This window comes from Streptomyces sp. NPDC088766 (assembly GCF_044750845.1).
Classification (GTDB): domain Bacteria; phylum Actinomycetota; class Actinomycetes; order Streptomycetales; family Streptomycetaceae; genus Streptomyces.
Window position 1 is genome coordinate 106,076 of sequence record NZ_JBIVKQ010000017.1, and the last position, 23,708, is coordinate 129,783.

The 23,708-nt window shown below is 73.6% G+C and carries 19 protein-coding genes; 5 read left to right on the top strand and 14 right to left on the bottom strand.

All coding sequences use genetic code 11. From position 1 onward, the window contains the following. Positions 1 to 3: 3 nt before the first annotated feature. Genes ACIP5W_RS23430 through ACIP5W_RS23440 form a run of 3 tightly spaced genes read right to left on the bottom strand, consistent with a single transcriptional unit; the run spans position 4 to position 4,145 of the window. Positions 4 to 735, bottom strand: coding sequence for a GNAT family N-acetyltransferase (locus ACIP5W_RS23430; RefSeq protein WP_401476780.1), 732 nt, complete (start codon positions 733 to 735; stop codon positions 4 to 6). Between the two features lie 27 nt (positions 736 to 762). After that, entirely contained in the window at positions 763 to 2,757 is a 1,995-nt protein-coding gene (locus tag ACIP5W_RS23435) for an IucA/IucC family protein (protein WP_401476783.1), read from the bottom strand. Further along, positions 2,754 to 4,145: a diaminobutyrate--2-oxoglutarate transaminase family protein gene (locus tag ACIP5W_RS23440; protein WP_401476918.1), complete on the bottom strand. Its 1,392-nt coding sequence runs from the start codon at positions 4,143 to 4,145 to the stop codon at positions 2,754 to 2,756. Before ACIP5W_RS23440 ends, ACIP5W_RS23435 begins: the two co-directional genes overlap by 4 nt. Positions 4,146 to 4,630: 485 nt before the next feature. On the opposite strand from ACIP5W_RS23440, the gene ACIP5W_RS23445 reads away from it, so the two are divergent. Then, positions 4,631 to 5,854 carry a trypsin-like serine peptidase gene (locus ACIP5W_RS23445; RefSeq protein ID WP_401476786.1) on the top strand — a complete coding sequence of 408 codons (1,224 nt, stop codon included), beginning with the start codon at positions 4,631 to 4,633 and terminating at the stop codon, positions 5,852 to 5,854. Positions 5,855 to 5,921: 67 nt separating this feature from the next. Here the strand turns inward: ACIP5W_RS23445 and hflX are convergent, their stop codons facing one another. From hflX to miaA, 6 genes are all read right to left on the bottom strand, one after another. Further along, positions 5,922 to 7,415 (bottom strand): GTPase HflX, encoded by a 1,494-nt coding sequence (gene hflX / locus ACIP5W_RS23450; RefSeq protein ID WP_401476789.1) that lies wholly within the window; start codon positions 7,413 to 7,415, stop codon positions 5,922 to 5,924. A 134-nt stretch (positions 7,416 to 7,549) separates the two neighbouring features. After that, positions 7,550 to 9,088: a M1 family metallopeptidase gene (locus ACIP5W_RS23455; protein WP_401476792.1), complete on the bottom strand. Its 1,539-nt coding sequence runs from the start codon at positions 9,086 to 9,088 to the stop codon at positions 7,550 to 7,552. Positions 9,089 to 9,215: 127 nt separating this feature from the next. Beyond that, positions 9,216 to 11,435: a RelA/SpoT family protein gene (locus tag ACIP5W_RS23460; RefSeq protein ID WP_401476795.1), complete on the bottom strand. Its 2,220-nt coding sequence runs from the start codon at positions 11,433 to 11,435 to the stop codon at positions 9,216 to 9,218. 299 nt (positions 11,436 to 11,734) lie between these two features. Further along, positions 11,735 to 12,604, bottom strand: a complete 870-nt coding sequence (gene dapF, locus ACIP5W_RS23465) for a diaminopimelate epimerase (RefSeq protein WP_401476798.1) — start codon at positions 12,602 to 12,604, stop codon at positions 11,735 to 11,737. Between the two features lie 67 nt (positions 12,605 to 12,671). Beyond that, complete coding sequence (locus tag ACIP5W_RS23470; protein WP_401476921.1) at positions 12,672 to 13,265, bottom strand: hypothetical protein; 594 nt, start codon at positions 13,263 to 13,265, stop codon at positions 12,672 to 12,674. A 108-nt stretch (positions 13,266 to 13,373) separates the two neighbouring features. Beyond that, complete coding sequence (gene miaA, locus ACIP5W_RS23475; protein WP_401476801.1) at positions 13,374 to 14,312, bottom strand: tRNA (adenosine(37)-N6)-dimethylallyltransferase MiaA; 939 nt, start codon at positions 14,310 to 14,312, stop codon at positions 13,374 to 13,376. Between the two features lie 182 nt (positions 14,313 to 14,494). Here miaA and ACIP5W_RS23480 point away from each other — a divergent pair, with 182 nt between their 5' ends. Beyond that, positions 14,495 to 14,734: a hypothetical protein gene (locus ACIP5W_RS23480; protein WP_401476804.1), complete on the top strand. Its 240-nt coding sequence runs from the start codon at positions 14,495 to 14,497 to the stop codon at positions 14,732 to 14,734. Positions 14,735 to 14,758: 24 nt separating this feature from the next. Continuing rightward, positions 14,759 to 15,028, top strand: a complete 270-nt coding sequence (locus ACIP5W_RS23485) for an antitoxin (RefSeq protein WP_401476807.1) — start codon at positions 14,759 to 14,761, stop codon at positions 15,026 to 15,028. Between the two features lie 179 nt (positions 15,029 to 15,207). Here the strand turns inward: ACIP5W_RS23485 and ACIP5W_RS23490 are convergent, their stop codons facing one another. The 3 genes from ACIP5W_RS23490 to ACIP5W_RS23500 all read right to left on the bottom strand — a co-directional run bounded on the left by ACIP5W_RS23490 (position 15,208) and on the right by ACIP5W_RS23500 (position 19,638). Beyond that, positions 15,208 to 15,933 carry a class III extradiol dioxygenase subunit B-like domain-containing protein gene (locus ACIP5W_RS23490; protein ID WP_401476810.1) on the bottom strand — a complete coding sequence of 242 codons (726 nt, stop codon included), beginning with the start codon at positions 15,931 to 15,933 and terminating at the stop codon, positions 15,208 to 15,210. Positions 15,934 to 16,019: 86 nt separating this feature from the next. Further along, positions 16,020 to 17,549 carry a tRNA (N6-isopentenyl adenosine(37)-C2)-methylthiotransferase MiaB gene (gene miaB / locus ACIP5W_RS23495; protein ID WP_401476813.1) on the bottom strand — a complete coding sequence of 510 codons (1,530 nt, stop codon included), beginning with the start codon at positions 17,547 to 17,549 and terminating at the stop codon, positions 16,020 to 16,022. Positions 17,550 to 17,856: 307 nt separating this feature from the next. After that, positions 17,857 to 19,638, bottom strand: a complete 1,782-nt coding sequence (locus tag ACIP5W_RS23500) for a M28 family peptidase (protein WP_401476816.1) — start codon at positions 19,636 to 19,638, stop codon at positions 17,857 to 17,859. A 973-nt stretch (positions 19,639 to 20,611) separates the two neighbouring features. On the opposite strand from ACIP5W_RS23500, the gene ACIP5W_RS23505 reads away from it, so the two are divergent. Continuing rightward, complete coding sequence (locus ACIP5W_RS23505) at positions 20,612 to 21,028, top strand: CHAT domain-containing protein (RefSeq protein ID WP_401476819.1); 417 nt, start codon at positions 20,612 to 20,614, stop codon at positions 21,026 to 21,028. A gap of 54 nt (positions 21,029 to 21,082) precedes the next feature. On the opposite strand, the gene ACIP5W_RS23510 is transcribed toward ACIP5W_RS23505, so the two are convergent. Together ACIP5W_RS23510 and ACIP5W_RS23515 are read right to left on the bottom strand one after the other, a co-directional pair. Continuing rightward, positions 21,083 to 21,754 carry a response regulator transcription factor gene (locus ACIP5W_RS23510; protein WP_363091944.1) on the bottom strand — a complete coding sequence of 224 codons (672 nt, stop codon included), beginning with the start codon at positions 21,752 to 21,754 and terminating at the stop codon, positions 21,083 to 21,085. 76 nt (positions 21,755 to 21,830) lie between these two features. Beyond that, entirely contained in the window at positions 21,831 to 22,886 is a 1,056-nt protein-coding gene (locus ACIP5W_RS23515) for a sensor histidine kinase (RefSeq protein ID WP_401476823.1), read from the bottom strand. Positions 22,887 to 23,220: 334 nt separating this feature from the next. Here ACIP5W_RS23515 and ACIP5W_RS23520 point away from each other — a divergent pair, with 334 nt between their 5' ends. Next, positions 23,221 to 23,706 (top strand): cation:proton antiporter regulatory subunit, encoded by a 486-nt coding sequence (locus ACIP5W_RS23520; RefSeq protein WP_382795088.1) that lies wholly within the window; start codon positions 23,221 to 23,223, stop codon positions 23,704 to 23,706. The last annotated feature ends 2 nt before the right edge of the window (positions 23,707 to 23,708 follow it).

Genomic DNA, 23,708 nt, shown 5'->3' on the forward strand with positions numbered 1-23,708 from the left:
GTGTCAGAGCAGATGCCGCGCAGCCCGGTCCCGGATCATGAGAGCGGCTCGTTTGGTGGGCAGGCCGACCTCCGCGGAGAACCGGAAGCCGGCGGTCAGGAAGGCCGCGACGGACGGCGTGTTGCGGATGTCGGGTTCGGCGACGACCCGCGCGCAGCCGGGTCTGCTGTCGAGAACGAGATCGGCGACCGCCCTGAGCAGTGCGCCACCGAGGCCGCGGCCCCGGTCGGCGCCGCGGCCGAGGAGAACGTGCAGGCCCGTGTCGTGCGGTCGGGCCGGATAGAAGCCTGCCAGGGGATCGAGGTCCGCCCGGTAGATCTCCCAGTAGCTCATCGGGGTGCCCTCCAGGACGCCGAGGCACGGGACGCTGCGGCCGTCTCCGGCCAGTTGCCGGCGCAGGTGCGCCGCGGTCACGGTGTCCGGACCGGCCAGTTCCCAGTAGGCCGCGACCTCGGGGTCGTTCATCCACCCGGCGATGTGGGGCAGGTCCCTGCCGAGCCGGACGGGAACGAGCCGGAAGGCCCCGACGGGGGTGGCTGCCCGGCCCCAGCCGGCGATGTGGTCGAGCGGATCCCCCGGGGCGGCGGGGCCGAGCCGGGGGCGCGGGACGCCCGTGCCGGACGCGGAAGGTCCGGACGGCGTCCGGATCGCGCCCTGTCCCGGTGAGGTGGGCGAGGTGCGGACGCCGTCGGGCGGACGCGGCTCCCCGGTGTCCTCGGCATCGGCTGCGAGCACGGCTCCACTCCTCTCGGGAAGCGGGGTTCAACGGTGCAGGGGGTTGGCGATGGTGACGTAGACGGACTGGGTGTCGACCGGGCCGACGAGTTCGTCCAGGCCGTGGAGGCGGGTGAGCAGGTTGGCCTTGCAGCGCAGGTGCGGTGAGTCGAGCAGCCGGGCGGGCAGCGAACTCCGTGTCCGGCCGGGACTGGTGCGAGGGCGCAGGCCGGGACCGGTGCGAGAGCCGGCGTCGGCAGCCGCGACGGCGTCGGCAGTGGTGAGGAAGCGTCGGAAGGCGGCGAGCAGCATGTGTTCGTCGGCGAGCCGCTGGGAGCCGAAGGCGCCGACGAGTCCCAGCACGTTGTTGATGCCGAGGTAGTAGGCGAAGCGCTCGTCGGCGACCTCGTCCGGGACGAAGGTGTCGCCGGCCTCGCCGATGCCGGGCAGCCGGGCATCCAGGTCCGCGCGGCGGGACTCGCGGAAGTAGTAGCCCTGGTTGTCGCGGTAGCGGCCGCCGCTCGGCCAGCCGTCGGGGTCCAGCAGTACCAGCGTGTTCTGCTGGTGCGCCTCCAGTGCGATCCCCGCCTCGCCGTCGAGCCACAGCACGGGGCGGACGACCCGCTCCAGGTAGCGCAGGAACCACTCGGCGGCCACGGTCTCGCGCGGCCGGCCCGTCACCGCGGCGAGCCGCCCGACGAGCGCCGCGAGCCGGGAGGGCGCGCAGCCGCCGTCCTCCGCCCGACGCGGCTCGGGGTGGGGCGCGACGAGTCCGGCGAGGCAGGAGACGTCGTCGGCCGGGGCGAACGGATTGTGCCGGATCACCACGTCGAGCCCGGCCACCGGACGGCCGTCCGGCCCGTCCAGCGCGAGCCAGGCCGGGTCCCGGACGATGTCGAAGTCCGGGTGGGCCGCCCGCCACCGCTCGCCGAGGCCGGTGCGCAGCAGGCGGTGGACCTCGACTCCCCGGTGCAGTTCCTTGCGGAGGTTCTCACGGCGGGAGTTGGTGATGCGCAGTCCCAGCGAGAGCTTGAGCATCGCCGGTGCGCCGGAGCGGTGAACCGTGCGCACGGAGGAGGTCGGGTGCCACGGAGGGCCGTGGGCGCCGAGGTCCCGGAGCAGGCCGGCGTCGAGCAGGGCCGCGACCTCGGGACGGTGGCGGGCCTCGCCAAGCTGCCAGGGGTGCACGGGCAGGGCGGCGTACCCGTCGGGCAGCGGCAGTGGGGTGCCGGCGAGCCGGGCCGTCAGCGCCCGGGCGGGGACGGGACGGCCGCGCTCGGTCCAGGCGGAGCCGGCGGCCAGCACGCGGGGCGCGACAGCCAGCCAGTGAAGGGGGAAGAAGCCGTGCGCCTCGGGTGAGTACAGCCGGGCTTCCGCGTCGGAGAGGCCCTCGCGGCTCTTGGGGACCGGATGCAGCGGGTGCCCGAATGTCAGAGCCTGCTCGGCCGAGAGGAAGAGGTCGGCTCGCTCCACAGGGCGCTGCCGGTCCGCGGGGCGCTGCCGGTCCGCGGGGTGTTCCCGGTGCACACGGCGTTCACGGTGCGCGCCGACGAAGGTGGCCGTGTGGCGGACGGAGTCGGCGACCCGGGCGACGAGGTCGTCGTCCCGCGGTGCGCCCTCGGGCACGGCGTCCGCCACGCGGAGGGCCGCGCCGGGCGCGGCCCCGAACGTCCCGCCGGGCCTGGCGGGCAGCGCCTCGCGGCTGAGCAGGGCCGCGACCGTGACCGCGTCCACGGGCGCGGAGTGCTCGGGGACGTCTGCCGGGCGCGGAGGCCCGAAACGGTGCCACCCGGTGGGCGACCAGTAGCGCACGGGGACGAGGAGTGCGGTGCCGGTGGCGGGCAACGGGATGCGCAGGACACCGTCGTCGGGGGCCGGCAGGCCGGTCTCGCGGACCCAGCAGCGCAGCAGGTTCTCCACGGCCGCCGCCTGGGCCGCCCGACGGGGGTCGGGGTGGTGCAGCGGGTCGGCCGCGGTGCCCTGCTGCCCGCGGGGGGCCGGGAGCACCGACGCGGGCGAGGATGACGGGGGCGGGGTGTTCACGGTCGTTCCTTTGCTCGCGTGCGGGCCACGGCGTGCACCGCGTCCGAGAGTCGGTCGAGTACGGCCGCCGCCTGTTCGTCGGTGATCGTCAGGGGCGGCAGCAGGCGTACGACGCTCGCGTGGCGTCCGGCCAGTTCGACGATCAGGCCGCGGCTCAGGCACTCCCGCCGGACGGCGGCGGCCAGTTCGGGCGACGCGGGAGGAGTCCCCCGGGCGTCGGCAGCACGTCCGCCCCGGATCCCCTCCGGGTCGACCATCTCCACCCCGATCATCAGGCCGCGTCCCCGTACGTCCCCGACGCACGGGAAGTCGTCCGCCAGGAAACGGAGTCGGCGCAGGAGGCTGTCGCCCAGGGCGGCCGCGCGTCCGGCGAGACCGTTGGCGCGGACATGGGCGAGGGTGGCCGCGCCAGCGGCCATGGCGAGCTGGTTGCCGCGGAACGGGCCCGCGAGGGCGCCGGGTTCCCGGACGCCGAGGTCGTCCCGGTGGACGATCACGGCCAGGGGCAGACCGCCGCCGACGGCCTCGGACAGGACCATCACGTCGGGGGTGATGCCACTGTGTTCGACGGCCCAGAAGGCGCCGGTCCGCCCGACGCCCGTCTGGGCCTCGTCGGCGATCAGGGGGATCGAACGTTCGGCGGTGATGCGGCGCACGCGGCGCATCCAGGCGTCCGGCGCGGGGATCACTCCCCCCTCGCCCTGGACGGGTTCGAGGATCAGTCCGGCCGGCGGGCGCACCCCCGACCCGGGGTCGTCGAGGACCGACTCGGTCCAGCGGGCGGCGAGTTCGGTGCCCCGCTCGCCACCGGCACCGAAGGGACAGCGGTAGTCCTGGGGGTACGGCAGCCGGGGCACCCGTACGTCCGGGTCGCGGCCGGGGGCTTCGGGGGGACCCGCGGGCGTTCCGTGGCGGGCGCCGGTGAACGCCAGGACTCCGGTGCGGCCCGTGGCGGCCCGGACCAGCTCGAGTGCGGCCTCCACCGCGTCCGAGCCGGCCGGTCCGCAGAACCGCACGCGCGCGTGGCCGGCCAGTCCCGGCGGCAGGGTGTGCAGCAGCTCGGCGACGAAGGCGTCCCTGAGCGGCGTGGCGAGATCGAGGGCGTGCAGCGGGGCGCCCGAGTCGAGGACCTTGCGGACCGCCTCCAGGACGACGGGATGGTTGTGGCCGAGCGCGAGGGTCCCGGCGCCGGAGACGCAGTCGAGGTAGCGGCGGCCGTCGGCACCCTCGATGGTCAGCCCCCGGGCCCGGACCGGTACGACCGGCAGGGCCCGGGCGTAGGTCCGCGCCGCCGGCTCGCGTACGGGCTGCCCGCGCGGGACACTCCCCTGGGCGTGGCGTCCGCGCACGGGAGTACCGGGAGTGCCGGGAGTGCCGGGCACGGGGATCTCCGCACCGGCCGGACTCGCGCACACCGGGACGCCCACAGCAGTTCCCCCGTCGACATCACGTCCCGCGGACGTCTCCCCCGGCACTGGCTGCGTCACGGCCACGGTTTCCTGTCCTCCCGCTGTCCACAGGCGAGTCGGTGCGCCGCGGGGCTCCCCTCGCCGGGTCCTGACCGGTGAGCCGGGCCGAGGGCGGCGACACCGCGCCCTCGGGGGGGGGGATTCCCGCGGGAAGGGCCGCGCACGGACCGCCACCCCACGGCTACCAACCGCCGACGGTCCTGCGGGTTACGGGTTGCCCCAAGATCCTTGCCGTGACGGAACCGTTGCTGTTCCGTCGGTGCTCCCCCACAGCGAACGCATATCGTGTGATGCCGTCCCACCCGGCCGTGAGACCCGCCCGAACCAGGCATGAGAGGACGCCGAGTTCCCGCGGTGTGCGCGGCCACCGCTCCAAGTTCCTTGACACCACGGGGAGTCACACCATGCGATCCATACGGCCGTCCCTCATCGCCCGGCGGGGGAGGAACGCCTCACGCAGAATCTCCCCCGCACTGGGTGCCGTAGCCCTGGCCTCGGTGCTCGCCCTCACCGCGACCGCCTGCGACTCGGGCGGCGCCGACGCCGACGACCGGGCAGGTGCCTCCGCCTCGGCCGCGGGCGACGGAAAGATCACGATCCCGGACGACATCAAGGACCGGCTCAAGGAACACGGGATCGATCTGGACAAGTGGAAGAACGGCGCCTGGAAGAACTGGGACAGGGACGACTGGCTGCGCGAGGCGCAGGACTACGTCAACCCGATCATCAAGGGCCTGTGGGACCCGGACCGGATGCGTGAGGCGGAGGACCCGGACCGCAGCGTCGACGAGAACGACCTCTCCGACGACCAGGGTGTGACCGACCCCGAGCCGGCGGCGGTGGACGCGGCGGCCGTGCCGACCACCTACCACGCCAACGCCCCCGAGGCGGGCAAGGTGTTCTTCGACTCCCCCGAGGGCACGATGGTCTGCTCGGCCACGGTCGTGCAGGACCCGGCCCACCCGGGCAGGTCCAACCTGGTGTGGACGGCGGGCCACTGCGTGCACGCCGGCAAGAAGGGCGGCTGGTACCGCAACATCGCCTTCGTGCCGTCGTACAACGACTCGGGCATGTCGGCCGCGAAGCTGCAGACGGCGACCAAGGAAGAGGTGGCGCCGTACGGGGTCTGGTGGGGCGACTGGGCCCGGACGTCCGACCAGTGGATCGAGCAGGGCGGGCAGACCGGCGGCGACGGCGCCTCGTACGACTTCGCCGTCATCCATGTGACGCCCGAGGAGGGTGGCTCCGGCAAGTCGCTGGAGGAGACGGTCGGTTCGGCGCTGCCGGTGGACTTCGCGGCCCCGGCGGTGACCAAGGTGAAGAGCATCACGGCGACCGGCTACCCGGCGGCGGCGCCGTACGACGGGGAGACGCTGTACCAGTGCCAGGACAGGCCCGGGCGGCTGTCGCTCAACGGCACCGACCCGACGATGTACCGGATCGGGTGCACGATGACCGGCGGTTCGTCCGGCGGCGGCTGGGTGGCCGCGGGCTCGGACGGCAAGCCCGCGCTGGTGTCCAACACCTCGATCGGTCCGGTGGACGCCGGCTGGCTCGCTGGTCCGCGGCTGGGTGAGGTGGCCAAGGGCGTGTACGACTCGGTGAGCGAGAAGTTCGCCGGCCGGTAGACAGGCGCACGGCGAAGGCCCGCCCCCCGCGACGAGCGGGGGGCGGGCCTTCGGGTGAACCGACGCGTCAGCCGAGCGTCGCGGGAACGTACGGCGCGAGATCCGCCGCCAGTTCCTCGTGCACCCGCGCCTTCAGCAGGGTGCCCTCCGCCGTGTGCTCCTCGGAGATCACCTCGCCCTCGGCGTGGGCGCGCGCGACCAGCTTGCCGTGGGTGTACGGCACGAGCGCCTCGACCTCGACGGACGGCCTGGGCAGCTCGTCGTCGATGAGCGCCAGCAGTTCGTCAATGCCCTGGCCGGTGCGGGCCGAGACGGCGATGGAGTGCTTCTCGTTGCGCAGGAGCCGCTGGAGCGTGAGCGGATCGGCCGCGTCGGCCTTGTTGATCACGACGATCTCGGGCACGTCGATGGCGCCGACGTCCCTGATCACCTCGCGCACGGCGGCGAGCTGCTCCTCCGGGGCCGGGTGCGAGCCGTCCACCACGTGCAGGATCAGGTCGGACTCGCCGACCTCCTCCATGGTGGAGCGGAACGCCTCGACCAGATGGTGCGGAAGGTGCCGGACGAAGCCGACGGTGTCGGCCAGCGTGTAGAGCCGACCGCTCGGGGTCTCGGCCCGGCGCACGGTCGGGTCGAGGGTCGCGAACAGGGCGTTCTCGACCAGCACGCCCGCGCCCGTGAGCCGGTTGAGCAGCGAGGACTTGCCGGCGTTGGTGTAGCCCGCGATGGCGACGGAGGGCACCTTGTGTCGCTTGCGCTCCTGGCGCTTGATCTCGCGCCCGGTCTTCATCTCCGCGATCTCCCGGCGCATCTTCGCCATCTTCTCGCGGATCCGGCGCCGGTCCGTCTCGATCTTGGTCTCACCGGGACCGCGGGTGGCGAGGCCGCCGCCCTTGCCGCCGCCCATCTGACGGGACAGCGACTGACCCCAGCCGCGCAGCCTCGGCAGCATGTACTGCATCTGCGCGAGCGCGACCTGCGCCTTGCCCTCTCGGGACTTGGCGTGCTGGGCGAAGATGTCCAGGATCAGGGCCGTGCGGTCGATGACCTTGACCTTGACGACGTCCTCGAGGTGGATCAGCTGGCCCGGACTCAGCTCACCGTCGCAGATGACGGTGTCCGCGCCGGTCTCGAGGACGATGTCGCGCAGCTCGTCGGCCTTGCCGGAGCCGATGTAGGTGGCGGCGTCGGGCTTGTCGCGGCGCTGGATCACGCCGTCGAGCACGAGTGCGCCCGCGGTCTCCGCGAGGGCGGCCAGCTCGGCGAGGGAGTTGTCCGCGTCCTGTGCGGTCCCCGAGGTCCAGACACCGACGAGCACGACCCGCTCCAGGCGGAGCTGACGGTACTCGACCTCGGTGACGTCCTCGAGTTCGGTGGAGAGACCGGCGACGCGGCGCAGGGCCGCCCGCTCGGAGCGGTCGAGCTGGTCGCCGTCCCGGTCTCCGTCGGTGTCGAGGCTCCAGGCGACGTCCTCTTCCATCAGGGCATCGGCCCGAAGACCTTCGGGATAGGTGTGCGCGAGGCGCTTGGTGTCCTGGGAAGAGGAAGAAGAGGAGGTCATTGGGTCCTTACGTCGTTGGGGATGCCGGTTCGGCGGTCATAGTGCACAACGCACGAGCGGTCCGGGAGATTCCCGCGTCCCGTGCCCCGCCGACCCGACGATGGTCGCACGGTACGGCCCGTCTCGTCATCGCCTTATTCGGAGGCCTTGACGGCGGGTCCGGGCGCCTTGCCGGCCGGCGCGACCGGCTTCCACTCCGGGTGGCCGGGCATCGGCGGGGTCTTCTCGTCGTACAGCCAGTGCTGGAAGAAGCTCCCGAGGTCACGGCCGGAGACCCGGGCGGCGAGGCGGACGAAGTCGGCCGTGCCCGCGGTGGCGTCGCGGTGGTCGCTCAGCCAGCTCCGTTCCAGCCGGTCGAAGGCCTTCTGGCCGATCTCCTGGCGCAGGGCGAAGAGCACCAGGGCCGCGCCGTCGTAGACGTTGGAGCGGAAGATGCCGATCTTCTGGCCGGGAGCCGGCGGCTTGGGGGCGCCGGGCGGGCCGCCGGCCGTGCGCCAGCGGTCGGAGGCCCCGTACGCCGCCTTCATGCGGGCCTCCAGGGTGCGGTCGGCCTTCTCCTGCGCGTACAGGGCCTCGTACCAGGTGGCGTGGCCTTCGTTGATCCAGAGGTCGGACCAGGTGCGCGGGCTGACGCTGTCGCCGAACCACTGGTGGGCCAGCTCGTGCACCATGATCGACTCGACGTACCAGGTGGGGTAGGCGGGCTCGGTGAACAGGCCCTTCTCGAAGAGGGAGAGCGTCTGCGTCTCCAGTTCGAAGCCGGTGGCGGTGTCGGCGACGAGCACGCCGTACGTCTCGAAGGGGTAGGGGCCGACCTTGTTCTCCATCCAGGCGATCTGGTCGGGGGTCTTCCGCAGCCAGGGTTCGAGGGCCTCGCGGTCCTTGGCGGGGACGACGTCCCGCACGGGCAGTCCGCGCGGTCCCTCGCGGTGCAGGACGGCGGAGCGCCCGATGGAGACCTGGGCGAGTTCGGTGGCCATCGGGTGCAGGGTGCGGTACGTCCATGTCGTCGTGCGGCCCGCCCGGCCGACGTCGGTCGGCAGACCGTTGGCGACGGCCGTGTGCCCGCTGGGCGCGGTGACGCGGAAGGTGAACATGGCCTTGTCGGAGGGGTGGTCGTTGCACGGGAACACCAGGTGGGCGGCGTCGGCCTGGTTGGCCATGGCGAGCCCGTCCGCGGTCCGCACCCAGCCGCCGTCCCGGTCGTCGGCGCTCACCGGATCGCTGGTGTGACGCACGGTGACGCGCATCCAGTCGCCGCGGGGCAGCGGGTGCGCCGGCGTGATCACCAGGTCCTCGCCGGCGGTGGCGAAGTCGGCGGGCTTCCCGTCGACCTCGACGGACCGGACCTCTCCGTGGGCGAAGTCCAGGTTGATCCGGTCCAGGACGGCGGTGGTCCAGCCGTCGATCGTGGTGACCGCCTGGAGCGGTTTGTCGTTGCTTCCGGAGTACGTGAGGGCCAGGTCGTACGAGGCCACGTCGTAGCCGGGATTGCCCAGGTGGGGGTAGAGGCGGTCGCCGACGCCGAGCGGGGTGGGCGGGGCGCCCGCGGCGACGAGGCAGACGGAGACGGCCGAGGCGAGGAGGGCGGAGGCGAGGCGGGAGCGGGCGGTGCGGGGCCGGCGGGTGCCGGTGCCGCCCCGGTGGGCCTGGGCGCGGGGGGAGAGCAGCATGCACCACGGCTACCAGCGCGCCCCGCCCGTGCGGCGCCGACGCGCGACCGGCCCACCCGAACGGGTTGCGCACGCGCGCGTGCGGTGACGGACGGGGCGGTAAGGGGCCGGGCCGTGCCTCGGAGGATCAGGAGAACGGCGTCTGGTGGTGCGCGCGTCCCACGTCGTACACGCCGGGGACGTCGCGCATGGCGCGGATGAGGGTGGGCAGCCGGGCCGCGTCGGGGAGCTGGACGGTGTAGGTGTGGCGGACCCGCTGCTGGCTGGGCGGTTCGACGGTCGCGGAGACGATCTCGGCGCCCTCCAGGGCCATCGCCTCGGTGAGGTCGGCGAGCAGATGGGGGCGGCCGAACGATTCGGCGAACAGGGTGACCCGGCACTCGGTGGTGTCCCCCCAGCGCACGTCGACCGCCGCGCGCCCCGCCTCCGTCATGCGCGCCACCGCGGCGCACTCCACGCGGTGCACGGTCACCACGCCGCCGCGTACGGCGAAGCCGGTGACCTCGTCGGCCGGTACGGGCGTGCAGCACCCGGCGAGCCGGACTCCGGCACCGGGGCGGTCGACGACGGTGATCGCGGCGCCGGGGCGGGGCGCGGGGGCCTCGGGCGCGGGGGCGTCCGGTGCGGGGGCGTCCGGTGCGGGCTGGGCCGGGGCGCCGTCGGACGGGGGCCGGGTCGCGCCGGCGCCCGTGCCGTCGGCCTCGGCGGGCGCATCGTCCGTACCCGGGTGAGCCGCGAGCCACCGCTGGATGGCGATGCGCGCGGCGGGCGTGTGGGCGTGCTCCAGCCACTCCCTGGAGGGCTCGGAGGCGGGGTCCTGGCCCATGAGGAGCTGGACGCTGTCGCCGTCCTTCAGCACGGTGCTCAGGGTCGCCAGGCGGCCGTTGACGCGGGCGCCGAGGCAGGCGTGGGCGTCCTCGCCGTACTGCGCGTACGCGGCGTCCACGCAGGTGGCGCCCTCGGGCAGGCCGAGGGTGCCGCCGTCGGGGCGGAAGACGGTGATCTCGCGGTCCTGGGCGAGGTCCTCGCGCAGGGTGGACCAGAACGTGTCCGGGTCGGGGGCCGCCTCCTGCCAGTCGAGGAGACGGGAGAGCCAGCCGGGGCGGGTGGGGTCGACACGCTCGCCGTCGGGCGCGCCCTGCTCCTCCGCCGGCGAGGCATAGGGACTGCCGAGCGCGACGACTCCGGCCTCGGCGACCTTGTGCATCTGGTGGGTGCGGATGAGGACTTCGGCGACCTGGACGTCGGCGGGGGTGCCCCCGGGCGAGTCCGTCCGGGCCCGGGGGAGGGAGACGGCGGTGTGCAGCGACTGGTACAGGTTGAACTTGGGGACGGCGATGAAGTCCTTGAACTCCGAGACCACGGGCGTCATACAGGTGTGCAGTTCACCGAGGACCGCGTAGCAGTCGGCGTCCTCGTTGACGAGGACGAGCAGGCGGCCGAAGTCGGAGCCGCGCAGTCGTCCGCGTTTGCGGGCGGTGCGGTGCAGGGAGACGAAGTGCCGTGGCCGGATGAGGACTTCGGCCTGGATGTCGGCGTCGCGCAGCACCGCGCGCGTCACGTCGGCGAACTCGGCGAGCGGGTCGTCCGCGCGCGCGGCGTTGTCGACGATCAACTTGCGCGTGTGCTCGTACTCCTCGGGGTGCAGGATGGCGAAGACCAGGTCCTCCAGTTCGGTCTTCAGCGCCTGGACACCGAGGCGTTCGGCGAGCGGGATGAGGACGTCGCGGGTCACCTTGGCGATGCGTTCCTGCTTCTCGGGACGCATCACGCCGAGGGTGCGCATGTTGTGCAGCCGGTCGGCGAGTTTGATGGACATCACGCGGACGTCGTTGCCGGTGGCGACGAGCATCTTGCGGAACGTCTCGGGTTCGGCGGCGGCGCCGTAGTCCACCTTCTCCAGCTTCGTCACACCGTCGACGAGATAGCGCACCTCGGCGCCGAACTCGTCGCCGACCTGATCGAGCGTCACATCGGTGTCCTCCACGGTGTCGTGGAGCAGCGAGGCCGTCAACGTGGTTGTCTCGGCGCCGAGTTCGGCGAGAATCAGCGTCACGGCCAGCGGGTGCGTGATGTACGGCTCGCCGCTCTTGCGCATCTGGCCGCGGTGGGAGGACTCCGCGAGCACGTAGGCGCGGCGCAGTGGTTCGAGGTCGGCGTCCGGGTGGTGGAAGCGGTGGGCCTCGACCACGTGGCCGATCGCGTCGGGCAGCCTGCCGCGGGAGGCGGGGCCGAGCAGGGCCGCCCGGCCCAGACGGCGCAGGTCGATCCGGGGGCGGCTGCGCCTGCGGGGCGCGGCAGGCACTACCGGGCCTGGGGTCGCGGGGTTCGTGGCCTCCGCACTCATGGGCACCTCCGGCTGCGTCGACCGGCGGACGGGGTGCCCCAGGGCGGACACGGCTCGGGGGGCTGGCGACAGTCCCCCGTCCGGGCCGGTGCTTGATGCTACCGAGCCCATCACGCCCGACCGACCGCCTCTCGCCGAGCGTGAAACGGATCACCCATTCGAGCGAAGCCTTTGAGGTTTACGGTTTTACGCCGCACGGCACCGGGTCGGTCTTGATTTCGAACGCACAGCCACGGACCTGGCGGCACTCCTGTGAGTGCCGGTCCTTCACGGCCTCCGATGCCAAGCCGCACCCCTCCTCAACGGGCGGCGCTTTCCAGCCACTCGGAGTCGATCTCGCCTTCGGCGACGATCACTGCGGGACCGGTCATCTCGATCTCGCCGTCGGGCCGCTCGGTGATCACGAGCCGCCCGCCGGGGACGTCCACGGTGTACGTCACCGGAATACCGGTGACGGACGGGTCGGCGCCGTCCCGGCGGGCGGCGGCCACGGCGACGGCGCACGCGCCCGTGCCGCAGGAACGGGTCTCGCCGGAGCCGCGCTCGTGCACGCGCAGCGCGACGTGCCGCGGGCCGCGGTCGACGACGAACTCGACGTTGACCCCGTCCGGGTAGGCGGAGGCGGGGCTGAAGGGGGGCGGCGTGTGCAGGTCGCCCGCGTGCGCGAGGTCGTCGACGAAGGCGACGGCGTGCGGGTTGCCCATGTTCACGTTCCGTGCGGGCCAGCTGCGCCCGTCGACGCCGACCGTGACGTCGCCCTCGGGGAGGTGTGCCCTGCCCATGCCGACGGTGATGTCGCCGTCCTCGGCGAGGTGCACGCTCTTCACGCCGCCGCGCGTGGCGATCGCGAGGTCGCCCTCGGGGACGAGGCCGGCGTGGCGGAGGTAGCGGGCGAAGACCCGGACGCCGTTGCCGCACATCTCGGCGATCGAGCCGTCGCCGTTGCGGTAGTCCATGAACCATTCGGCCTCGGCCGCCAGGTCCTTCGCCTCCGGGTGCGCGGCGGAGCGCACGACGTGCAGCAGTCCGTCGCCGCCGATGCCCGCGCGCCGGTCGCACAGGACGGCGACGGCGGCCGGGGAGAGGTCGATGGCGTTCTCGGGGTCCGGGACGATCACGAAGTCGTTCTCGGTGCCGTGCCCCTTGAGGAAGGCGATCCGCGTGCTCATCCCTCGATCGTAAGGGGTGGGTACGACGGTCCCGCGCGGCGGCGACGCGGGGCCGGGCGGACGAGGTCTAACGCAGCCGTGCGACCCGCCAGACGGCCAGCGCCACGACCGCGGCGACCAGGACGACGTAGGCGAGGACGACCCGCCAGTCGGGACGGCGGCCGGAGCCGCGCTGCGGCAGGCCGGGCCAGGTGTGTCCGACGCGGCGGGCGGCCATCATTCCCCAGCCGGCCGCGCAGGAGCAGATCAGCAGGCCCAGCATGGCGATCACGGCGCCGCTGTCACCGAAGTCGAAGGCGAGCGGGAAGGCGAACATCAGGGAGCCCGTCGCGGCCAGGGCGACGATGGGGGCGAGCTGCCAGATCCGCAGCCTGCGCTGGGGGCGCAGCTCGACCTCGACCTCCGGGCCGCCGGCGAACATCTCCTCCGGCTCGGGGCCGTCGGCGGTCACGCCGTCCTCGGCCTCGTCCGTGTCGTCGATGTCGTCCGTGCCGCCGATGCCGTCAGTGCCGTCGATGCCGTCCGTACCACCGTCGCCGTTCGAGCCGTCGACGCCGTCCGCTCCCGCGGGACCCGGACGGCCGTCCACCGGCTCCGGTTCGCCACGCTCGCCGGTGACGTGCTCGGTGCCTTGTGCGGTGTCACGAGGGCCGGCCTCCATCGCCACGCGCCCTCCCAACTCGGACTCCACTTGGTCGATCGAAGCTCGATGATGGCACGGGGCCGGAGGCCCGGATGACGGCCTGAGCGTCCCGATGCCATGACGTGATCAGGCTGTGACCGGTCGTTCGACCAACGCCAACGCGAGCCGCGGAAGTTCCGTGAGGTCCGCCGCGGCCCCACTCAACCAGTGCACCCGCGGATCGCGCCTGAACCAGGAGTCCTGACGGCGCGCGAAGCGTTTGGTGGCGCGGACCGTCTCCGCCCGCGCCTCGTCCTCGGTGCACTCGCCGGCCAGGGCCGCGAGGACCTGCTGGTAGCCGAGCGCACGAGAGGCCGTGCGCCCCTCGCGCAGGCCTCGCGCCTCCAGCGCGCGCACCTCGTCCACGAGCCCCGCCTCCCACATCCGGTCGACTCGTCGGGCGATGCGCTCGTCGAGTTCGGGCCGGGTCACGTCCACGCCGATCTGGATCGTGTCGTAGACGGAGTCGTGCCCCGGCAGATTGGCCGTGAAGGGCTTCCCGGTGATCTCGATCACTTCGAGGGCGCGGACGATACGGCGGCCGTTGCTCGGCAGGATCGCCTGCGCCGCCTCCGGGTCGGCGGCCGCCAGCCGGGCGTGCAGGGCGCCGGAACCGCGCAGTGTCAGCTCCCCCTCGAGCCGGGCCCGCACCTCGGGGTCGGTGCCGGGGAACTCCAGATTGTCGACGGCGCCGCGGACGTACAGCCCGGAGCCGCCGACGAGGACCGGCCAGCGGCCCTCGGCGAGGAGGGCGTCGATGCGGGCCCGGGCCAGGCGCTGGTACTCGGCGACCGAGGCGGTGACGGTGACGTCCCAGATGTCGAGGAGGTGGTGCGGGACACCGCCGCGCTCCTCGGGCGTCAGTTTGGCGGTGCCGATGTCCATCCCTCGGTACAGCTGCATGGAGTCGGCGTTGACGACCTCGCCGCCGAGCCGTCGAGCCAGAAAGACGCCCAGATCGGACTTTCCGGCCGCGGTCGGTCCGACGACGGCGATGACCCGGGGGGCGGGGGGTGTGCTGCTCACCGCACCAGTCTCCCAAACGTCACCCCGTGCCCTCGAACGAGTGAGGTGACAGGACTCGTGCCAGGTCGTTGCCCGCTGCGGGATTTCCGTCACCCGTTCGCGGGACGGCGTGCCCCGGTGACGCAAACGGAGGCGCCGGGCGACGCGGGATTTCGCCCGCACGAGTACCGTATGGAGTGAATATGGGCGTTATCGCATGGCTTTTCCGTAGGCCGAAGGCCGCCCGGCAGGCGACCCCGGAGGAAGCGGTCGCGGAGGAGGCCGCCGTGCAGGAGGCGGTGGCCGCCTCCGAGGCACCGGCCGGTTCGTCCGAGGGCGGCACCGGGACGGAGGAATCCGCCGAGGACGGTGTCGGTGTCCCGCGGCAGCAGTCGTCCGGCAAGGCAGCCGACCGTGAGGCCGACGAGAACGCCCGCACCTGACGGACCCGCCAGGGAAGGTGACCCATGGGTCTTTTGCACAATCTGAAGGCCAGGCTCAGCCCTGCCAAGGACAAGATGTCCGGCCTCGCGCAACAGCACGGGGGCAAGATCCACCACGGGATCGACAAGGCCGCCCACGTGGTCGACGAGAGGACGAAGGGCAAGCACTCGGGCAAGATCCAGTCGGGGACCGGGAAGGCCAAGGACGCAGTGGACCGGCTCGCGCACAAGGACGAGCCGGGGGCGGGCGGCGACACGTTCACGCCCCCGAGCACGCCTCCCCCGACATCCTGAACGACGGCCGGCAGCGGCACGGTGGAGACGGACGGACGCGGTGCACGTGCGCACACGCGGCCGTCCGCCGTTCCCCGCGCGCCGACGCCGGTGCGGCCGGGACCGCGCCGGGCAGCGAAGCGCGCCCGGTGGCGGCCGGGACTCGGACCGGGCCGCGACCACACGGCCGACCCTGCGCGTCAGTACACCTGGGACCAGGCCGCGACCACGTACCCGACGCCGTACGGCGCGTCCTCGTACAGCAGGGTGCCGGACAGGCCGGCGTCCTGCGCCGCACCCGCGAGCACCTGCCAGGGGGCCCGTCCGGCCGCCTTCAGCTCACGGGCCAGTCCGGCGTCGAGGGCCTTCAGGGCCGCGATGTCGGCGGCGCCGAGCGCCCGCCCGGCCTCGGCGTCGAAAGGGGCCGCGCGCTCGTCCAGATAGCCCGGCGCCTTCAGCGTGCGGCAGGCGCTCGCGTCGCCCATCACCAGGAGCGCGATCCGGCCGGGCCGGGCGGCGATCTCCCGGCCGGCCTCGGCACATCGCCCGGGCGCGAGGGACTCCTCCACGCCGAGTCCCTCGACCGGGACGTCCGACCAGCCGGCCCGCTCCAGCAGCCAGGCGCCCACGGCGAGGGAGGGCGGCAGGTCGCGCCCGGAAGCCGTCTCCGCGCCCGCCCTGCCGAGCCGTACGGCGAGATCCACGCCGAAGCCGCGGAAGGAACCCGGCGTGCCCGCGGGATACGCGCCCCGCCCGGCCTCCTGCACGGGGCCGATCACCACGAGCCGGTCCGGCCGGGCGGCGGCGAGTACCGACAGCGCGTCCGAGCAGGCGGTACGCGCGGCGTCCAGCTCGGGTGCGGCGCCCGCGGCCACCTCGGGCACGAGCAGGGGCGGACAGGGGCAGACTGCGGCGGCGGCAAGCATGATCGGCAGGGTAACCCCGAGCAGCCGGCCCCGTGTGCGCCGGCACCGGCATAGGCCCGCGTGGTGCGGGAGGGGCGGCGCCCCGGTCAGTCGCGGCCGCAGCCGCTGCCGCCGGCCACCGGGAGCGGCGCGGGGGCGCCGATCCCGGGCAGGCCCAGCATGACGCCGGCCGGCTTGGCCGCCTTCTCCGCGGTGCGCTTCTCCCAGGCGTCACCCGCGCGCGTGCGGCGCACGTCGAGGACGGCGCCCTCGGCGAGGAGGTGGTGCGGGGCGGCGTAGGTGATCTCGACCGTGACGACGTCGCCGGGGCGGACCTCCTGGTCGGGCTTGGTGAAGTGGACGAGGCGGTTGTCGGGGGCGCGGCCGGAGAGGCGGTGGGTGGCGCCGTCCTTGCGGCCCTCGCCCTCGGCGACCATCAGTTCCAGGGTGCGGCCGACCTGCTTCTTGTTCTCCTCCCAGGAGATCTCCTCCTGGAGGGCGACGAGACGCTCGTAGCGCGCCTGGACGACCTCCTTGGGGATCTGGTTCTCCATGGTGGCGGCCGGGGTGCCGGGCCGCTTGGAGTACTGGAAGGTGAAGGCCTGGGCGAACCGGGCCTCGCGCACCACGTGCAGGGTCTCCTCGAAGTCCTCCTCGGTCTCGCCGGGGAAGCCCACGATGATGTCGGTGGTGATCGCGGCGTGCGGGATGGCCGCGCGGACCTTCTCGATGATCCCGAGGTAGCGCTCCTGGCGGTAGGAGCGGCGCATCGCCTTCAGGACGGTGTCCGAGCCGGACTGGAGCGGCATGTGCAGCTGCGGCATCACGTTCGGCGTCTCGGCCATGGCGGCGATGACGTCGTCGGTGAAGTCGCGCGGGTGCGGCGAGGTGAACCGCACGCGCTCGAGACCCTCGATCGTCCCGCACGCGCGCAGCAGCTTGCTGAATGCCTCCCGGTCGCCGATGTCGGAGCCGTAGGCGTTGACGTTCTGGCCGAGCAGCGTGATCTCGCTGACGCCCTCGCCCACCAGAGCGTCGATCTCGGCGAGGATGTCGCCGGTGCGGCGGTCCTTCTCCTTGCCGCGCAGGGCCGGGACGATGCAGAACGTGCAGGTGTTGTTGCAGCCGACGGAGATCGACACCCAGGCCGCGTACGCGCTCTCGCGGCGCGTGGGCAGCGTCGAGGGGAACGCCTCGAGGGACTCGGCGATCTCGACCTGCGCCTCCTCCTGCACGCGCGCGCGTTCCAGCAGGACCGGGAGCTTGCCGATGTTGTGGGTGCCGAAGACGACGTCGACCCAGGGGGCCCTCTTCACGATGGTGTCGCGGTCCTTCTGCGCCAGGCAGCCGCCGACCGCGATCTGCATGCCGGGCCGCGAGGCCTTCCGGGGCGCGAGGCGGCCGAGGTTGCCGTACAGCCGGTTGTCGGCGTTCTCCCGTACGGCGCACGTGTTGAAGACGACGACGTCCGCGTCACCGTCCGACCCCTCGGGGGCGCGCACGTAGCCGGCGTCTTCGAGCAGCCCGGACAATCGCTCGGAGTCGTGGACGTTCATCTGGCACCCGTAGGTGCGAATCTCGTAGCTCTTGGGTGCGGGAACGTCCACTGCGAGGCTCCGGTCGCTGCTGCTGGTCATGCCTTCAAGGTTAGACGGCCCCGCGGTGGGCGTTCCCCGGCACTCCTGCGCCGGGAGGAGCGCACCGCCGTCCTCCCCGGAAGCGACTCCCGGCAGCGGCACCGTGATCATGCTCGATCCGGACGCGTGGCGACGTCCCGTGCCACGGCCGTCGCGGACGGCGGTTCCCGGGGCACCGGCCCGGAACGAGGAGGCGGCGCCTCACCGGCGGGGCCGCCGTCTCCCGGCGCGGTCCGGCACCGCGGCAGGAGGCGGGTGAGCCCGAAGGCCCGTCCACCTCCTGCCGACGGTGCCGGACGGCCCCGTGTCAGCCGGTCTGCACGCTCACGTCGTCCAGCACGAAGCTGGTCTGGAGGCTGGCGTCCTCGGTCGCGGTGAACGACAGCGTGACCTGCTGGCCCACGTAGGGGCTCAGGTCCAGGGTCCGCTGGACGTAGCCGCTCGCCGCGTCGACGTTGGACAGGGTGGCCAGCGTGGTGCTGCCCGCCTTGACCGTGAACCGGTCGTAGACCGTGCTGCCGGATTCGTCCGTGTCGATGTGCAGCCAGTACGTCAGGGTGGCCTTGGCGCACCCGGAGGGCACCGTCACCGTCTGGCTCAGGCTGTCGGATCCGGTACGGCCGTAACCGCCCAGCCAGGCGAAGCGCGTGCCGCTGTGCGCGGACTGACCGGAGTAGGCGCCGATCGCCGCGGTGTCACCGGTCCACGGCGAGGTCCCGCTCTCGAAGCCGCCGTTGACCACGAGCTGGCCGGGCTGGCAGGTGCCGGTGCCCCTGACCGTCAGCGTGTACGTGGCGGTGCGGGTGACGGCACCGGTGCCGGTCAGGGTGATCGGGTACGTGCCCGGGACGACCGACGAGCCCACCGCGAACGTCGCCGTGGACGACTGGCCCGAGGTGAGCGTGGCCGGGCTGAAGGAGACGTTCACGCCGGTGGGCGCGCCGGAGGCCGACAGGTTCACCGTCTGCGGCGAGCCGTTGGTGGTGGCCGTGGCGACGGTGGTGGCCACCGAGGTGCCCCGGTCGGCGGTGCCGGAGGCCGGGCTCGCCGCGACGGAGAAGTCGGCGGCCGGGACCTGCTGGGAGACGGCGACCGTCCACAGGGTGTGGGCAATGCCGTCCGCGGCACGGTTGAGCCCGGTCGCGTTGATGTTGCCGACGGTGTCGCAGGGCTGGTGGTAGCAGGGGTCGTACGCGGAGCCCGCGGTGCCACCCCACTTGGCCGCCTGCGCGGAGGTCTTGCGGGCGCTCGCGCCCATCGCGTAGCCCGAGGTCGGGATGGAGTACTGCTCGAACGGGTAGTCGTCGGAGCGGCCCGCGCCCTCGGTGTTCTCCTCCGGCTGGAGGTTCAGCGAGTCCCAGTACGCCTTCATCGGCTGGGCGGCCGTGGAGGTGACGTGGTTGATGAAGTAGCCGCCGTTGGTGGAGGCGATCATGTCGAAGTTGTAGTACGCCTTGATCGTCGAGCGCTGCGTCGAGGTCAGCGAACGGACGTAGAAGTCCGAGCCGTTGAGGCCCTGTTCCTCGTCGGTCCACCAGGCGAAGCGGACCCGGTTGGTCATCTGCGGATTGTTCGCGGCGAGGGTCAGCGCCGTCTCCAGGATCGCGGCGCTGCCGGAGCCGTTGTCGTTGATGCCGGGCCCGGCCGAGACGCTGTCCAGGTGGGCGCCGAACATGTAGACCTTCGAGGCGTCGCCGCCCGGCCACTCGGCGATGAGGTTCGGTCCGGCATTGGTGGTGCAGCCCGAGGTGCAGGGCTGCTCGGTGACCGTGTAACCGGCCGCCTGGAGCTTGCCCTTCACGTACGCGAGGGAGTCGCGGTAGCCCTGGCCGGTCGAGCGCCGGTTGCCGCCGTTGTCGGCGGCGAAGCGGCTGAACTCGGTCAGGTGTGCCTGGACCTTGGAGACGTCGATGTCGGGGGCGGCCGCGGCGAGCACGGCGGCCGTCGTGCCGGCGGTGGTGCCGCCGTGGCCGAGCCGGGCCGTCGGGCCGCTCGTCGGCGACGAGGCGGCCGCTGACGCGGCGGGCAGGGACGCCAGTCCCAGGGTCACGGCCAGGGAGAGGCCGGCGAGGCTGAGTCTTCGTAGCACCGTGGCTCCTTGTGTGGGCGGAGGTGGCGAGGTGGCGCGGGCCTGACGGCGTGCCGCCTCCGGCTCCTCCCGGTGAGGAGGGAGCCGGATTTCATGACATGGCCATGTTCAACATGAGGACGGTCGCAGCAGCCGCGAGCTCGCGTCAATGGGGTCCGCGGGGGAAGGAGTCGGTCATTTCGCGATCAGGAACGGGGTGACCGCGGTGCGGACGGAGGCCTTGCGGGCACCGTGCCGCAGTTCGCCGGAGCCGCCGGCCGCAGCCTCGCCGGCGACGAGAGCGAGGGAACCGCCGCGACCGGGAAGCGGCCCGGACCCGTCCCTCCCGACCGCGCCGGGGGCGACGGGGACGGGGGCAGGGGCGGCCGCGGGGCTCGCCGAGAGCTCCAGTGCCGACGCAGCGGCAGCGGCAATGACCGCGGCCGGGCGCAACGTCGTGCCCCGTTCACCGCGGGGAGGCGGATCGTTGCGGCCGAGTACGGGTCCGCACCCAGCCGGTTGAGTACATGCCAATCTCCACAAGGCGCGGGTCACGGTGCGGCGCCGTGCGTACGCTGCGCCGATGAGGCGGGAGTCGAGGCATCTCGAAGCCGTGTGCCCGATCGGCGAGGCCCGCAGTCCGAGCGGGGCTGCGAGGCAGCTCGGGATCACCCAGCCCGCTTTCGGCCCGACTGCGGCGGATCGAGCGCGTCGCGGGCGGGCAACTGTTCCTCCGCAGCCGCCGGGAGGGTGGAGCCGACCCTCGCCCCCACGCGCGACCGGGCGGAGCGGCGCGGCCCGGCCGACGCCGGTGGCGGTGGCGGCGGTGGCGGCGGTGGCGGTGGCGCGCCGCTGGTCGCCTCACCCGAGGAGGAACCGCCCGGCGTCGCGGCCGCCACCCGCCACGCCGCCGGGCTGCTGGGCGCGGGTGAGCCGCTGGCCGGTGCCGCCGCGACCCGGGAGGCCGTCCTGGCCGGGCTGGGCGGCGCGGCCTGTGCGGCACTTCGGCTGCCACGCGGCGACCGACCCCGCGGCACCGTCCGGGGCCCTGCTGCACCTGCCCAGCGGCGAGTCGCTGCCGGTGCTGGACGTCTGCCGTGCGCGTCCGGGTGCGGCGCGCCTCGCCTTCCTCGCGGCCTGCGGTGCGGCCCGTACCTCCGAGCGGCTCAGCGACGCGGCGATCCCCATCACCGGCGCGTTCCTGCTCGCCGGTTTCCCGACCGCCGTCGGCACGCTCCGGGAGATCGACAGCACGCACGCCGACCACGTCACCCGCGACTTCTACCGCCGGGCCGCGGAGGAACCGGCGCACGGCCCGGCCCTCGCCGCGCACCACAGCGTCCGCGCCCTGCGCGAGCGGATGCCGCAACGCCCGCACGTCCGGGCGGCGTACGTGCACGCGGGCGCGTGAGCGCGCGTGCCCGCACGGGACGGGACCGGGGCAGGGGCCGGGCCGGGGCCGGGGTCACGGGTCGATCAGGCCCGCCCGGATGGCGTAGCGCGTGAGTTCGAGGCGGTCGCGCATGCCGAGCTTCTGGAGAAGGTTGGCGCGGTGCCGTTCGACGGTCTTGGCGCTGATGAAGAGGAGCGCGCCGATCTCCTTGGAGGTGTGTCCCTCGGCGACGAGCTTGAGGATCTCCTCCTCGCGCTCGGTGATGGGCCGGTCGGGCAGGCCGTCCACGCCGGCGCCGCGGTGCAGTCGTTCGAGGTACGACCGCACGAGCGCGCGCTCCGCACCCGGGTAGATGAACGGCTCGTCGCGCACGGCCGCCCGGCACGCCTCGACGAGGTCCCGGTCGGCGACGGACTTCAGCACGTACCCGCCCGCGCCGGCCTTGAGGGCTTCGAAGAAGTACTGCTCGTTGTCGTACATGGTGAGGATCAGGATCCGCAGGCCGGGCAGCCGCCGGGAGAGTTCGCGGGCCGCCTGGAGACCGGTCATTCTTGGCATGGCCACGTCCAGAACGGCGAGGTCGATGTCCCCCGCGCGGGCCCGCTCGACCGCCTCGGCCCCGTCTCCCGCCTCCGCCACGACCGTCAGGTCGGGTTCGCCGTCCAGGATGAGCCGCACTCCGCGGCGCACGAGGGTGTGGTCGTCGGCGAGGAGCACGCGGGTCGGTGCGGACTCGTCGGTCATCGGCGGCCTCCGGGGACGGTGGGGCGGGCGTGATGGCTGAGCGGCGAGGCCCCGCGCCGGGACGGACGGACCCCGGTCACCGGAGGCCGCCTCCCGCGGGTGGCGCGGTGGTGGGCGGAGCGGGGGCGGCCGGCGCGGTGGTGGACGCGGTGGTGGGCGGAGCGGCGGCCGGCGCGGTGGTGGGCGGCGCGGCCGCGGCGGGCGCGGTCCGCAGGCGTACGGCGGTGCCGCCGCCGAGGCCGGGCCCGAAGGTGAACGTCGCTCCGATCAGCAGCGCCCGTTCCCGCATCCCCAGGACCCCGGCCCCCTCCCCCGCGGTCGGCCCGGGGCCCCGGCCGTTGTCCCGCACCAGGAGTTCGACGCCGTCGGCGACGGGACGGAGACGGAGTTCGGCGCGGTCGGCACCGGCGTGCCGGGCGGTGTTGGTCAGGGCTTCCTGGGCGACCCGGTAAAGCACCAGTTCGGTTTCCTCGGTCAGCGGGGGCAGGCCGGGCCGCAGGTCGGGGCGGACCGTCAGCCCGTGGGTGGTGAACTCGGCGGCGAGCGAGCGCAGGGCGCTGACCAGGCCGAGTTCGTCGAGGACACCCGGGCGCAGACGGCGGGCGATCCGGCGGATCTCGTCCAGTCCCGCACGCGTGGCCTCCTGCGCCTGCCCCACCTCGTCACGCAGGTCGTCGGGGGCCCGGTCGGCGACGCGCTTGAGCTGGAGGAGTACGGCGGTGAGGGTCTGGCCGACCTCGTCGTGCAGTTCGCGGGCGATGCGGTGGCGTTCGCGTTCCTGGGCGGACAGGGCGCGGGCGGCGCTGGTCGCCCGCTCCGATTCCAGCCGGTCGAGCATGGCGTTGTACGTCGTGATCAGCTCGGCCGTCTCGACCGGACCGGAGACGACGGCACGGGCGCCGGGGTGCAGCAGGTCGGCGTCGCCCATGGCCCGGCCCAGCCGCCCGAGCGGTGCCAGCCCGACGCGCAGCACGACCGCGTTGACGGCCAGCAGCGAGGCCAGGCCCGCCACGACGACGAACGCCTCGGCCGGCAGGACGGGCGTGGAGACGGTGACCGGACCCAGGAGCAGCGCGGCGGCCACCACCAGGCCGACGGCGTTGAGGGCGAAGATCCGCCAGAACAACGACACGTGCGCGACTCCTCCTCCCCCGGTCCTCGTCCTCGGCCGGTTCCCCCGCGACGGCCGAGCCGTGCGCGGCCGGCCCGTCAGGGACCATGGCACCGCCCTGACCAGCATCTCCGTCCTGCGTCGGCCTTGTCCATCCGTGACGACACCCATGTCGTCACCGTACGGCGGGATGGCAGCATGGCGCGTCGGCGCACTGATGATCGACGGTCCCGGGGGCCGGCCGGCACCGGCCACCGCCGCCCTCGCGGCGCCGGTACCGTACCGGTACCGCGAGGGCATCAGCACCGGCATCAGCACCGACATCGACCGTCCACGACCTCAAGGGGAAGAAACCGTGTCCGCTCCACGCCTCCGGACGACGCCGCTGCCAGGCATAGGCGTCCAGTACGACCTCGTGACGCGGGAGCAGCGCCACCTGTCCGTGGTGGCCCACCGTGACGGAACCCGGACGGTGAGCGTGTACCAGGCCGACGACCCGGACTCCTGCGCCCAGTCGCTGCGCCTCTCCGGCGCCGAGGCGGGCTCGCTGATCGACGCGCTGAAGCCGTCCCACCACAGCGCGAGCCTGCTGTACACGACCGGCCTCGGGCTGGTCGCCGAGCGCATCGAGGTGGCCGCGACGTCCCGCTGGAACGGGCGGCTGCTGGGCGACACCCGGATGCGCACGGAGACCGGCGCGTCGATCGTGGCGGTGCTGCGGCGGGCCGAGGCGATCCCCTCGCCGACGCCGGACTTCCGGCTGGCGGGCGGCGACACCCTCATCGTGATCGGCACCCGCGAGGGCGTGGACGCGGCCGCGGCGATACTCGGTCGGGAGTGAAC

Bases quoted from the DNA above. Each gene is read 5' to 3' on its own strand.
- ACIP5W_RS23445 (WP_401476786.1), top strand. From the start codon at position 4,631: ATGCGATCCATACGGCCGTCCCTCATCGCCCGGCGGGGGAGGAACGCC.
- hflX (WP_401476789.1), bottom strand. From the start codon at position 7,415: ATGACCTCCTCTTCTTCCTCTTCCCAGGACACCAAGCGCCTCGCGCAC.
- ACIP5W_RS23455 (WP_401476792.1), bottom strand. From the start codon at position 9,088: ATGCTGCTCTCCCCCCGCGCCCAGGCCCACCGGGGCGGCACCGGCACC.
- ACIP5W_RS23460 (WP_401476795.1), bottom strand. From the start codon at position 11,435: ATGAGTGCGGAGGCCACGAACCCCGCGACCCCAGGCCCGGTAGTGCCT.
- dapF (WP_401476798.1), bottom strand. From the start codon at position 12,604: ATGAGCACGCGGATCGCCTTCCTCAAGGGGCACGGCACCGAGAACGAC.
- ACIP5W_RS23470 (WP_401476921.1), bottom strand. From the start codon at position 13,265: ATGGAGGCCGGCCCTCGTGACACCGCACAAGGCACCGAGCACGTCACC.
- ACIP5W_RS23480 (WP_401476804.1), top strand. From the start codon at position 14,495: ATGGGCGTTATCGCATGGCTTTTCCGTAGGCCGAAGGCCGCCCGGCAG.
- ACIP5W_RS23485 (WP_401476807.1), top strand. From the start codon at position 14,759: ATGGGTCTTTTGCACAATCTGAAGGCCAGGCTCAGCCCTGCCAAGGAC.
- ACIP5W_RS23490 (WP_401476810.1), bottom strand. From the start codon at position 15,933: ATGCTTGCCGCCGCCGCAGTCTGCCCCTGTCCGCCCCTGCTCGTGCCC.
- miaB (WP_401476813.1), bottom strand. From the start codon at position 17,549: ATGACCAGCAGCAGCGACCGGAGCCTCGCAGTGGACGTTCCCGCACCC.
- ACIP5W_RS23510 (WP_363091944.1), bottom strand. From the start codon at position 21,754: ATGACCGACGAGTCCGCACCGACCCGCGTGCTCCTCGCCGACGACCAC.